This is a genomic window from Pseudomonas sp. GW823-FHT06B06, from assembly GCF_058795195.1.
This window is the reverse complement of sequence record NZ_JBXAHO010000031.1, coordinates 21,846-34,051: the sequence shown is the minus strand read 5'-3', so window position 1 is coordinate 34,051 and position 12,206 is coordinate 21,846. Positions and strand designations below refer to the sequence as shown.

Below are 12,206 nucleotides of genomic sequence, written 5' to 3'. Positions count from 1 at the left end.
TAGCAGCCAGAACATGGCGTACACAGGAAAGTCAAATGAACAAGCTAATGAGCCGCCTGGTGTTGTTATCGACACTCTGTGGATTTTATACGGCTTCTGCCAATGCATTGGTGGTGGACGCAGAAATAAAACCCGATCCGAGTAATCCTGGAAGCGCAGTGATTATAAATAACACGCCGATTACCGGCTATTGCGCGAATCCAATCTTTAGTTCGCGATGTAACATCGCAAAAATTCGAAGTAACGAATTTCCCATTACCCTGACGTGGCCGGGGAGTTTCAATACCAGTGACGTAATCCCCTTTGGTATTGACGCAAGATGGCGCACGTTTACGGTTACCCATAACAGCATTCCTGGCGAAACTGCAGAGATCCAAATTCGAATTGGCGGGGTGGGTACCCGTTATACCATGGGGCAAACCGCACAAACTCTTATTGGACAACCAGGATATTCTGATTTTGATGCTCATGCCTTTCTTTGGACGCCGTCGTGGTCGGAGAAGACCGGCAATTGCACTAAAGTCGCTGGCAGTGAGCAAACCGCTGCTCATGACGGACGCAGTTTTTCAGCATTTTGGGCAACGAATGAAATCGTCGATACATGTCCAAGGGATGCCGATCGCAATATTCCCGGCCTGGTTTTGCAGAAGCTCGACGTTCATTATGAGTTACGCGCTGTACGACCAGAGAGGCTGATAAGTGGCGGTTATCAGGGTTCAGTGCACTACACGGTAGGCGGCCCAGGGAGCGACTTCAACATGGGAAGTTTGAATCCGAGCCAATCCATGATGACGTTCGACTTGAACCTTGCGGTGAAGCAAGACGTCAAGGTCGAAATGTCCACCGATAGGGTTAGTTTGGCCCCCAAGGGCGGCTGGATGGATTGGATCAATCATGGTCGACAAAACGAGAAGTTATTGGCTGATCTGCGGTTTTTCATATTGTCTAGCACGCCCTTCAAGATGGAGCTCGGTTGTGAGCGTTTGGCGGGTAATAGATGTGAGATCAGTAACGGAACTCATCAGGTGCCGGTCGATATTAGTGTGAGCCTGCCAAGTCCTTGGGTGGACGATGTGGGGAATACAGTAGAACGGCGTTCACTGAATGCGGATACCGGTATTCCACACATAAAATCTTTGGGGGTGCCCAATAGAAACCCCAGCTTATTGCACTTTGAGGTACCCGCCAGCGAAGTCGAACATATGGTAAGTGACAGTAGTTATCGCGGAACCGTTACGATTAAATTTGACGCGGACATCTAACGGCAGTAGCACGGCCCGAGGCTTACTCAGGCTAGTTTCTAGCACGAGGCTTTATATCATGAAATTTATTTATACACTGCTCTGCACATCGTTGTTCAGTATGGGGGCTTATGCCGGTCCCAGCCTGCAAATTGGTACGTTCTACGACTTTATGGGAGGTAACCAAAGTAGTTATCTAAAACGCATTCGTAACGGCGGTACCTCGACGGCGTTTGTCAAAGTCGAGATCAAGGAGATTTTTTACCAAAAGAACGGCGCTTCCCGCGAAGAACCATTGAAGATGGTCGAGGGCAGCACCCGTGATGGTCTGGTCGCCAGCCCGGCCCGGCTTATCGTACCGGCCAAGGGAACCCAGGGAACCCGCCTGCTGTACACCGGTGACCGGAGCATAGAGCGTTATTTTCGGGTCCGTTTTATGCCAGTCGTACCTGAAAAGGAAGATAAATTTGCCGTCTCCGACAGTGAACGCGAATCCTATGAAAAGGAGATGTCTGCCGGGTTTAACGTGATGGCCGGTTATGGCATGGTATTTTTTGTTCGCCCGGCCAACACCCGGTTTGATACAAAAGTCGATAACAGCGCTGTTCGCTATCAAGTGCAAAACAATGGCAATAGCGTAGTGGTTATCGACGCCTTCAAGGACTGTGAAGCGAAGAACGACGATAAATGCCGGCCGACGAAAAAGGTTCACCTGATTCCAGGAAATGATTTTACGTTCAACAAGGAAGCAGGTCGCGTCTATCGCTACAATTTGATCGAAGACCAGAACAAGACGCCAGTTGAGGTAAAGGGGAGTTAAGAACTTCATGATCTCGGTAAAGGGCGCTGGGTGGATATTCCACTCAGCGCCTTTTTTATTGCGTGGCACCTGCCATCAACAGATGAGAGGCTATCGTTTTCCTTTGAAAGGAACGCCCAGTGGGGGATAGTGCACAATCACTCGATTCGACTTATGACCCGTTGGGTCCTCTGCTGTCACACCGAACTCATATCGCTTATCTGCTTCCAGGTGATCAACAGCAAACTGGGTTTCGACCGTGGTCCCCAGATCGTTGCCAATACCTTGATCGATTAGATAACGAATTGTACCGGAGCTGTCGTAAGACTCCTCCCAGCTTAATGTCAGGGCAAGGGAGCTTGTTACTAAATTAGTGGGGTCGGTTGGTTTGGTGAGGTCTTCAAAATATACTTCTACGCACACAGGGTCGGAAAAACTAAGCTCGTCATCAAAGGTGCGAATGCAGTAAGTGTGATTACGCCCTTCTGCTGGAGTGGTGTCGATGTAGGGGGGCCTAAGGGGTGTGTCGAGTAGTACGGCATCTCGTTTTATTTCATATTTAGCAGTTCCGCCGTCTACTGTGCCGCCGTGCCAAAAAAATGAAACGCTACTGGGTTTAAGATCATAATAATCCAAGTAGTCCACAGGTGTTGGTTTTTTTCTGTCGAGCGTAGAAAAATTCAGCATAAATGACTTTGTCTGGCCAATAATAGGGTCTAGCCCGACTACCTCCCAGGAGTACATTCTGTTTCTTGTTAGATTATTAATGGTAACGTTACCTCCGTTTCCGCGATACCACTCTTTAGCTATACCATTCTCGGTTATGGTGGTTACAGGATAAAACGGATTTGGCGTTATACTCAGGCTGATGGAGTTCCACGTAATGTTGAGGTTTTCAATTATCGGGGCTTCGTTGTTGTTTCTGGTTTCGGTTTTGATGTTCATGATTTTTCCATCCTGAAGTTTCAATCATTTATTGTCTGTATGGTTATGAAGGTTTCTTGGCGGTTTTAAATCATTTTTTCTAATGCGAAACAACTTATCTCACCTATATTTAGGTAAGTAAACTAGCAGATGTATTAGTGTTTGGTGTGTTTTTGTGGTGCGGAATTTGCTTGTTGTTAATTGTTTATGGATGTCTTACGGACTATCCAGTTCTCTTGGCTCACGTGCATTCATAGCGTAAAAAAATCGCAATTAGAGGCGTTAGTTGTGAGCAAAGGGCAGGGCCCCAGGAGTTGAATCTGCACGCGGATCTGAGCGGTCGCAATGGCCGGTGTGCGCCATTGCGTTCGATTCCATTATTTGGGTCCGAGTATCTTCACCAACTTATCCGGCGACGGCGCGCCTTGTTGCTGTTGCAGTTCACCCTTGCTGTCCATGTAGAAAATCGCTGGGGTGGCAGACAACTCCAGCTCTTCCATCAATTGCATGTTGGCGGCGAGCTTCGCCTGGATCGCTGGCGGAACATCCTTCAAGGCCTTGAGCGTGCTGCCCTTGCCAGCGGCTTCGTGGTCGTACAGGGCTTTTTGCGGGTCTTTGGCAGCGAGTAGGGCGGCGGATTTGCCCGGGCTGTCCTCACGAATGATTCCGACCATGATGTGCCGCAACTGCACCTTGCCAGCCTTGACCCATGGCCGCGCCTGTTCCCAGAACATGCTGCAGTATGGGCAGTTAGGGTCACTGAACATGTAGACGATCCGAGGTGCATCCTTCTTGCCGTCGGCAATCCAGTTGCTTGCCTCCATCTTGCCCCAGACTTCCTTGGACATTGGCGCGTACACCAGTTTCTGCAGCGGTGCGCTGCTCAGGTCGTTGCCTTCGGCGTCGTACAGATTGCCGAGCAAAACGTGCTTGCCATCGGGCGTTAGGTACAGCGCCATGCCGCGGTTCTGGTATTGCGCCGCGTAGCCGCGCAAGCCGTCGGGGGCGTCGAATTGACCAACAATTTTCGCACCCTTGGCTTCGATCTTCTTGATCGCCTCGGGCAACTCTTCGGCCTGCACCGATGGCAGGTGCAGGAGGGCGGCACCCAGGCTCAGGGTCAGCAGGTGGCGGAGGCGGGACATGGCAGTTTCCTTGAAGAAGTGGCAGGAACGGAATCGAAGTTTTCCAGCGCGCGAGCCAGGCTGGCTTGTGACAGTTCACCCAGATGACTGCCCAACAGGCGGCCTTCGGGGCTATAGAACAGCGTAGTTGGCAATGCCATGGAGCCGACGGCCTGGCCCAGGCGACCGCCGCCGTCGAACAGCACATTGGACAGGCTCAGGCCTTGGGTTTCCAGGAACGTGCTGACGCTTTGCATGCTTTCGGCCTGGTTTACGAACAGGAAGGTCAGGTCGGGGCGCTGTTGCTGTGCGTGCTCCAGCACCGGCATTTCCCGGCGGCAGGGCGGGCACCAGGTAGCCCAGAGATTGATCACCAACGGGCCACCCTTGTAGTCCGCCAATTGCACGGTTTCACCGGCGGAATTGCGCAGGGTGATGTCCGGAAGGCGCGTGCCCTGTTCAAAAATGGTCAGCGAAAAGGTCGCCAGCAACCAGAATGCCAGGCCGCTGGCCACGCCGAAGCCCAAGGGACGACGCAGTCCCGGGCGACGCCAGCCACGGTATAGTGTGGCGAGCACCAGTGCGATGACCCCAGGCCAGGCGAGGAAACCGCCGTCGCGCAGGTCGATGACTTGCCAGGGGTCGCTGCGATAGTGCGTCCAGTAAACGGCGACAAAACCGATTCGCGCCGCGAGCATGCCGATCAGGAACAGGCCGAACAGCACCGACTCGGGGTTCTCGCCACCACGCTTGGCCACCCGCCAGCCGACGAATGTCGCTAACACCAAGGCACTGATCAGCAGCAGATGGTTAAGCGCGATGGCAAAGGTGCCGAGGGTAAAAGTCAGCATTAACGGGCGTCTCGGGTGGTGGTCCAGCGTTGCAGGAAAGTGTCGGCATCGACCTCGCCGGTGATGCGCTGGCTGCGTCGTTCGATACCGTCGGTGCCGATCCACAGCAAGCTTGGTGGCCCCGGCACTTTGTAACGGCCGAGCAGTTCGCGGCTGGCGGCATTGTCGGCGGTGACATCCAGTCGGAGCAAGCGCACGTCGCTAAGGGCCTCCAGCACTTTCGCCTTGCCGAACACCTGTTTTTCCATGACCTTGCACGACACGCACCAGTCGGCATAGTAGTCCAGAAGCACCCACTGGCCCTGCGCTTGCGCGGCATCGAGTTCCCGTTGCAGGACCGCAGGGTCCTTGATCGTGGTAAAGGCGTCGTGGCCGCTTGGCACAGTGGCGACGGCCGAGCTGGAAGCGCGGAAGACTTGCAACGGCTTGAACAGATCATCACTGCCCGCCGCCGCGCCGATCAGCAATAGGCTGCCCCATAAACCCAGCAGGAGCGAGCTGGCACCGAACAGATGAGCGATGCGTCCAAACCCATCCGACTGCTTCCACGCGCTATAGGCCGCGACCAGCAGCAATGCACCACACAAGCCGACCCACAGCGATTCATCCAGCACCGGGCGCAGCATCAGCAACGCCGTGGCAAGAAACAGGAAGCCGAAGATGCCTTTGAGCAGATTCATCCAGGCGCCAGGCTTGGGCAGGAAGCGATTGCCAACCGTCACCAGCAGCAACAACGGCACACCGATGCCGATGCCCATGGCAAACAGGATCAACCCGCCGTGCAGTGCGTTGCCGCTCTGTGCGATGTAGAGCAGCGCGCCGGCCAGCGGCGCGGTCATGCACGGGCCGACCAGCAGGCCGGACAACGCGCCTAGCGCTCCAGCGCCGACCAGGCTGCCACCGCGCTGATTGCGCGAGACGTTTTCCAGGCGATCCCGCACGGCAACCGGCAGTTGCAGCTCGAAGAAGCCGAACATCGGTAACGCCAGCAGCACGAAGATCGCCGCGAAAGTGCCTAGCAGCCAAGGGTTCTGCAACCAGGCTTGCAGGTTTGCCCCTAAAGATGCAGCCAACACACCCATTGCCGCATACACCAGCGCCATGCTCACCACATAGCTGCTGGCGAGGGCCACGCCGCGCCTGGGCGTAGCGCCGCTGCCGACGATCAACCCGGCCAGTATGGGTAGCATCGGCAGCGAACACGGGGTGAACGCCAGCAGCAAGCCCAGACCGAAGAACACCAGCAGGCTCCAGCCCAGTGCTCGTTGCTGCAGATTGCTGGCCAAGGCCTGGTCCGGCGCTTCGTCTGCCGTGCCCGTCAGGGATTGCCCGCCCAGATCCACGACCTGGGTTTGTGGCGGATAACACAGGCCGGCATCGGCACAGCCCTGGAAGCCGACCTTTATCTGACCGCTGGCGCCCGCGGGAATTTTCAGTTCGAGGCCTTGACGATAGACCTGCTGTTCTCCGAAGAACTCATCGCTGTGGGATTCACCTTCCGGTAACAAAGGCTGTTGATCCGCAGGCAGCCCATCAAATTTCAAGCGTTTTTGATAGAGGTAGTAGCCATCGTTGATTTGCCAATAGAGCTGTGTTTCCCCTGATTCAAGGCGCTCGGAAGTGAAGACGAACGCCTTGTCCACGGGCAGGAATTCAGGTTGGGTTTCAAACGGATTAGTCCCTGCCTGGGCCAAACCCGAGATCAAGAGAACAAACAACAAAAATAGTCGACGCATGGGTAAGCCTTGTCCCTGTGCAAGTGAGGTGCACATTGGCGGTTGGCGATTAACCGATGATTAACCGCGCCTTCACGAATACTCAGTCTCGGAACAGGCCGGGCCACGCCTCATCGTTCATCCCGTGCGGACCGGAATGCAGATGGTTTTGCTGGATGTTGTAGATGAGGAACTGACCTCGGTTTAGAAAAATATAGTAAAAACTATCGGCAAAAGTTCTGTCATTCTGCGCGGCCGTTATGATTCGGTGTTTAAAACGCTCTAATCCAGGCATGGAGGTGGCGGTGATTTCTTCGTGTGTCAGTCGTTTTTTTTGATAGTCGAAAGACAGGTAATGTCCGTCATTGAGGAGGAAGCGAAACAGGAATTTTTTACCTGTAAGTTGCCACCAGGTGCCCGCTACAATGCGCTCGAAATAGGGAAATATCGGCGCCCATATTGAGTTTTCAACACGGTAGTTGTTCAAAGTCTTATCTTGATCCTGGTCGTATTTACAGACCATTGGGGTCTTGCCGTCGTAATAAAAAAACCAGGAAAAGTCGTCGGAACCACCGGCGATTCTGGTATCCAGGCCCGTGGTGGTGAAGCCAAACCGCAGGTGCTCGGCATTTTCGTGGAAACCGGGCCACGCGTATTGCGTGGTTTCTCTAGGAAAGCTGTCAGGGACTTGACGATCGCCAAGGTCAAATCGGGTGTATTTGTTGGTATCTTTGAAGAAAAAGTAAATGCGGTCCTTGCCGGAGCGCCAATCTGTAGCGACGAAGTTGTTGAAGTTTGGCATGGGCTGATTCCTTTCAGCGGGTGAAGGCTCTTTCGTTTGTCGATTAGGGTCTTCAGGGATTGGTGGTTTTGATTTGATGGTTGGATTGTAGTGTTCGTATGGTAAATAGTTTATCGCTCTGGTTTATTTTGCAGGAAATGGTTTTTAGTGATGTTTGTATCGTCATGCAACTAAACTATTTGTAATATAACGAATGGGGGTGACAGACAGCCGGGCTGTTCGTCAGTCGTCGCAGTTGACATAATTACGCCTTAATCCTGAGCTGTTTCACTCAGGTTTTTATTTCTGGAGCGCCCATGCACGTACTGGTTTGCGAAGACGATGAGCTGATCGCCAGCGGCATCGTTGCCGGTCTCACCGCCCAGGGGTTGACCGTGGAGCACGTCGCCACGGCGTCCGCTGCCCGGGCGATGCTCAAGGTCGCGGAATTCGACGTGATGGTGCTCGACCTCGGGTTACCCGATGAAGACGGCCTGAAGCTATTGCAGCAGTTGCGCCACAGCGGCTTGGAGATCCCGGTGCTGATCCTCACCGCCCGCGACTCGGTAACGGATCGTGTCGACGGCTTGCAGGCGGGTGCGGATGATTACCTGCTCAAGCCTTTCGATCTGCGTGAACTGGCCGCCCGCTTGCACACACTGTTGCGGCGGGTGGCGGGGCGCAGCGTCAATTTGATCGAGCATGGCCCGCTGACATACGATCCGAGCAGTCGTGAAACTACCCTGGCCGGCCAGCCGGTGGACCTGTCGCGCCGTGAGCAGTCACTGTTGCAGGCGCTGCTGCATAACCGTGGCCGGGTGCTGTCGACCGAGCAGCTCAAGGACAGCGTCTATGGTTTTAACGACGAACTGGAAAGCAACGCCCTCAACGTTCATATCCATCACCTGCGGCGCAAGCTCGGCAACGGCATCGTCGAGACCGTGCGCGGCCTGGGTTATCGCCTGGGCCCGGCTGATGGGGCAGGGGAACTGAAAAAGTGATGAGCCTGCGTTTGCGCCTGAGCCTGACGCTCGGCGGCGCTTTTGCCCTGATCTGGGCCCTGGCAGCGGCCTGGATGCTCAGCGATTTGCGCAACCAGATGATGTTTTCCCTCGACCAGCGCCTGGTGGCCTCGGCACGTATGGTCGCCGGGCTCATGGAGCAATTGCCGGCGTTGCCGAGCAAGGGCGAGGGTACCCATTTCAGTGCCGAGCAACTGAATATTCCCGGCGGCATGGCGTGTCAGGTCAGTTCGCTACGGGGTGAAATCCTCGCCCGCAGCCACAGTGATCCGGGGCAAACCCTGGAAGCCGAGAAAATGGGGTTCCACGACCAGATCATCGACGGTGCGCCGTGGCGCAGCTTCACCCTGGCCCGTGGCGACCTGCGGATCACCACGGCCGACCGGCAAATCGAACGCGAGGCGCTGAACATGTCGATCCTGCTGGCCGCTTCTGTGCCGGTGGGCGTGGCACTGCTCGGTTGCCTGTGCCTGCTCTGGCTCGGCATCGGTCAGGGACTGGCGCCGCTCAATCGCATGCGCGACGCCTTGATGCGCCGCAGCCCTGACTCGCTTGAGCCTTTGCAGGTCCAGCCGTTGCCCAGTGAACTGCAGCCCTTGCTCGACACGCAGAACCAGTTGTTCCAGCGCATCGGCAAGACCATCGAACGCGAGCGTCGGCTGACCGGTGACGCAGCCCATGAATTGCGCAGCCCGCTGACCGCCATCAAGACTCACCTGCAAGTGGCGCGCATGACCGAAGGCGCGGCACGGGATCAATCCCTGGCCCGGGCCGAAGAGGGCGCCGACCGTCTGCATCGCACCCTCGAACAACTGCTGTTGCTGGCGCGAGTCGAGGGCAGCCTGTCGTTTGACGATGGTGTGCAGTGCAGTGCCGAGCAGGTGGCGAAACTCGCCATACAGGATGCGGCCGGTGGTGATCGTCAGCGCATCAGGCTCCAGCTGCCGACCAGGGTCTCCCATGCCCCGGTGAAAATGCCCGCGGTGCTGTCGATTGCCGCACTGCGTAACCTCCTGGACAACGCCTTGCGCCATACACCCGACGAGGGGCCGGTGGAGCTGAGCCTTCAAACCAGCGGTAACCGCGTGCAGTTCGTGGTGCGGGACCATGGCCCTGGCATTGCCGATGACGACCTGCAACACCTGACCCAACGCTTCTGGCGCAACGGCCAGAGCAACGGGTGCGGCCTCGGCCTGGCGATTGTCCAGGCGATCGTCCAGCGCTGTGGTTGCACCCTGCATTTCGACAGCCGGCCGGATGGCTTGCGGGTGGAACTGACGATGCCGTTGCAGCCGACCTGAACACCCCTGCAGGAGCTGCCGAAGGCTGCTCCTGCATTGGGTTTGTGTGCACATGAGATGTAACTTCTCGGTATTGGCCGCCCGGACCTTCCACGACTATCGTTGCTCAGACTCAACGGACTGAGGTCACAGCATCATGGAAGCTTCGCTACACACCTGCCAGGCAACCCCGGCGGACGCCGGCATCATTTGTCGCATCATAAAGCGCTCCATCCGGGTCGGTTGCGTGCCCGACCACCGCAACAACCTGCGAACCGTTGCCAACTGGACCCATAACAAGACCATCGAACACATTCTTCCCTGGTTCACCGACCGGCGGTTGTACCTGAACATCGCGCTCTTGCAGGACAAACCCGTGGGTGTCGCCATGGCCTCCAGCAACGGCAAGGTAGCGTTCTGTTACGTACTGCCGGAATGGTTTCGTCGCGGGATCGGGAAAGCGCTGGTGCGCGATCTCGAAGGTTGGTTGATCGGTCAGGGGCTGCGGCATTCACGACTCAACAGCACCCGCACCGGCGAGGCTTTTTACCGGCGCCTGGGTTATCGGGCCTACGCCCAGGCGTTCGCGGTAGCGGGTCTCTATGCCATCCCCATGCACAAAGCGTTGGCTGTGGTCTAAATCCTCGGGCTCCCGGTGCGTTTCCAGAACAGGAAAACCTTATTGAGGGGTCGAGAGATGGCCGTCGCTACCAGGCTTGTGCAAGACCAGTCGGCCCGGTTTACTCCGGTGCCGGCCGACACGCTTTATCAGTTCAACGAATCGCCGTTGCTGGCGCGTCAAAGCCAGCAGGAGTCCAACGCCCGCAGCTATCCGCGCCGTATTCCCCTGGCACTCAAGCGCGCCAAGGGCCTGTATGTCGAAGATGTTGAGGGTCGCACGTTCATCGATTGCCTGGCCGGCGCCGGGACGCTGGCCCTGGGGCACAACCACCCGGTGGTGATCGAAGCGATCCAGCGCGTGCTGGCCGACGAACTGCCGCTGCACACCCTGGACCTGACCACGCCGGTTAAGGATCAATTCGTCCAGGACCTGTTCGGCTTGTTACCAAAAGCCTTGGCTGCACAAGCGAAGATCCAGTTTTGCGGTCCCACCGGCACCGATGCGGTGGAAGCCGCGCTGAAACTGGTGCGTACGGCCACCGGCCGCAGCACCGTGCTGTCATTCCAGGGCGGTTACCACGGCATGAGCCAGGGCGCGTTGAGCCTGATGGGCAGCCTTGGGCCGAAGAAGCCCCTGGGTGCGTTGCTTAGTAGCGGCGTGCAGTTCATGCCGTACCCTTACGATTACCGTTGCCCGTTTGGCCTGGGTGGCGCTCAGGGGGTGAAGGCCAACCTCCACTATCTGGAAAACCTGTTGAACGATCCCGAGGCCGGCGTGCAGCTGCCGGCTGCAGTGATCGTCGAAGTAGTGCAGGGGGAGGGTGGGGTCATCCCGGCCGATCTCGACTGGTTGCGCGGCTTGCGCCGGATTACCGAAAAAGCCGGCGTGGCGTTGATCGTCGACGAGATTCAGAGCGGCTTTGCCCGTACCGGCAAGATGTTCGCTTTCGAGCACGCCGGGATCATTCCGGACGTGGTAGTCATGTCCAAGGCAATCGGCGGCAGCTTGCCATTAGCCGTGGTGGTCTATCGCGACTGGCTCGACACCTGGCTGCCGGGCGCCCATGCCGGGACTTTCCGCGGCAATCAGATGGCGATGGCCGCCGGTTCCGCCGTGATGCGTTACCTGGTCGAACACAAGGTTTGCGAACATGCCGCCGCCATGGGCAAACGCCTGAACGAGCACCTGCGCATCCTTCAGCGTGACTTCCCGCAACTGGGTGATATTCGAGGTCGAGGCCTGATGCTCGGTGTGGAGCTGGTCGATCCGACCGGAGTGACGGATGCCCTGGGTCATCCTCCGGCGTTTGCGCGACTGGCGCCGTTGGTGCAGCGTGAATGCCTCAAGCGCGGCTTGATCCTTGAACTGGGCGGCCGCCTGGGTGCCGTGGTTCGCTTTCTGCCACCGCTGGTGATCACCGCCTCGGAAATTGATCGAGTGGCCGAGATTTTCGGCAGGGCATTGGCCGCTGCCACCGCCAGTCTCTAAATTTCCAGAGCCCTGGAACGTTCCTTCCATATAGCGGCTGCACACAGCGTACAGCCGACCCTGCAGCGATGGAGAGACAGCATGACGTCAGTATTCGACCGCGAGGACATCCTCTTTCAGGTCGTGGTCAACCATGAAGAGCAATACTCGATCTGGCCCGACTACAAAGCCGTGCCCGAGGGCTGGCGTACCGTGGGCAAAAGCGGGCTGAAAAAAGAATGCCTGGCCTATATTGAAGAGACTTGGACCGATATGCGTCCGCTGAGTCTGCGCCAGAAGATGGATGAGCAGGTGGCTGTGGCGCACTGAGTCAACGCCTGCAAACAAAAAGCCCGCTGAGCCGGTCTGGTCAGCGGGCT

At 56.8% G+C, this 12,206-nt stretch carries 12 protein-coding genes; 7 read left to right on the top strand and 5 right to left on the bottom strand.

Features of this window, described 5'->3' with window-relative positions; genetic code table 11:
- The first annotated feature begins 35 nt into the window (after nt 1-35).
- Nucleotides 36-1,262: a hypothetical protein gene (locus AC1Q8Q_RS23875; protein ID WP_492615571.1), complete on the top strand. Its 1,227-nt coding sequence runs from the start codon at nt 36-38 to the stop codon at nt 1,260-1,262.
- 58 nt (nt 1,263-1,320) lie between these two features.
- Nucleotides 1,321-2,061 carry a molecular chaperone gene (locus AC1Q8Q_RS23870; protein ID WP_168758710.1) on the top strand — a complete coding sequence of 247 codons (741 nt, stop codon included), beginning with the start codon at nt 1,321-1,323 and terminating at the stop codon, nt 2,059-2,061.
- 90 nt (nt 2,062-2,151) lie between these two features.
- Here the strand turns inward: AC1Q8Q_RS23870 and AC1Q8Q_RS23865 are convergent, their stop codons facing one another.
- From AC1Q8Q_RS23865 to AC1Q8Q_RS23845, 5 genes are all read right to left on the bottom strand, one after another.
- Nucleotides 2,152-2,985 carry a fibronectin type III domain-containing protein gene (locus AC1Q8Q_RS23865; RefSeq protein WP_492615570.1) on the bottom strand — a complete coding sequence of 278 codons (834 nt, stop codon included), beginning with the start codon at nt 2,983-2,985 and terminating at the stop codon, nt 2,152-2,154.
- Between the two features lie 356 nt (nt 2,986-3,341).
- On the bottom strand, nt 3,342-4,109 hold the full coding sequence (gene dsbG / locus AC1Q8Q_RS23860; protein ID WP_020795947.1) for a thiol:disulfide interchange protein DsbG: 768 nt from the start codon (nt 4,107-4,109) through the stop codon (nt 3,342-3,344).
- Entirely contained in the window at nt 4,085-4,939 is an 855-nt protein-coding gene (locus AC1Q8Q_RS23855) for a TlpA disulfide reductase family protein (RefSeq protein ID WP_020795948.1), read from the bottom strand. Before AC1Q8Q_RS23855 ends, dsbG begins: the two co-directional genes overlap by 25 nt.
- Nucleotides 4,939-6,675 (bottom strand): protein-disulfide reductase DsbD, encoded by a 1,737-nt coding sequence (gene dsbD, locus AC1Q8Q_RS23850; protein ID WP_492615569.1) that lies wholly within the window; start codon nt 6,673-6,675, stop codon nt 4,939-4,941. The genes AC1Q8Q_RS23855 and dsbD overlap by 1 nt, the downstream gene beginning before the upstream one ends.
- A gap of 82 nt (nt 6,676-6,757) precedes the next feature.
- Complete coding sequence (locus tag AC1Q8Q_RS23845; RefSeq protein ID WP_168758708.1) at nt 6,758-7,456, bottom strand: hypothetical protein; 699 nt, start codon at nt 7,454-7,456, stop codon at nt 6,758-6,760.
- Nucleotides 7,457-7,752: 296 nt separating this feature from the next.
- Here AC1Q8Q_RS23845 and AC1Q8Q_RS23840 point away from each other — a divergent pair, with 296 nt between their 5' ends.
- The 5 genes from AC1Q8Q_RS23840 (at nt 7,753) to AC1Q8Q_RS23820 (ending at nt 12,156) form a co-directional block, all read left to right on the top strand.
- Nucleotides 7,753-8,436 carry a response regulator gene (locus AC1Q8Q_RS23840; protein WP_020795951.1) on the top strand — a complete coding sequence of 228 codons (684 nt, stop codon included), beginning with the start codon at nt 7,753-7,755 and terminating at the stop codon, nt 8,434-8,436.
- On the top strand, nt 8,433-9,758 hold the full coding sequence (locus AC1Q8Q_RS23835) for an ATP-binding protein (protein ID WP_432668455.1): 1,326 nt from the start codon (nt 8,433-8,435) through the stop codon (nt 9,756-9,758). Before AC1Q8Q_RS23840 ends, AC1Q8Q_RS23835 begins: the two co-directional genes overlap by 4 nt.
- A 136-nt stretch (nt 9,759-9,894) precedes the next feature.
- A complete protein-coding gene (locus tag AC1Q8Q_RS23830; protein ID WP_020795953.1) occupies nt 9,895-10,377 on the top strand; it encodes a GNAT family N-acetyltransferase in 483 nt (160 codons plus the stop codon).
- 57 nt (nt 10,378-10,434) lie between these two features.
- A complete protein-coding gene (locus tag AC1Q8Q_RS23825; protein ID WP_492615568.1) occupies nt 10,435-11,847 on the top strand; it encodes an aspartate aminotransferase family protein in 1,413 nt (470 codons plus the stop codon).
- Between the two features lie 81 nt (nt 11,848-11,928).
- Nucleotides 11,929-12,156 carry an MbtH family protein gene (locus AC1Q8Q_RS23820; protein WP_033041979.1) on the top strand — a complete coding sequence of 76 codons (228 nt, stop codon included), beginning with the start codon at nt 11,929-11,931 and terminating at the stop codon, nt 12,154-12,156.
- Nucleotides 12,157-12,206 lie beyond the last annotated feature (50 nt).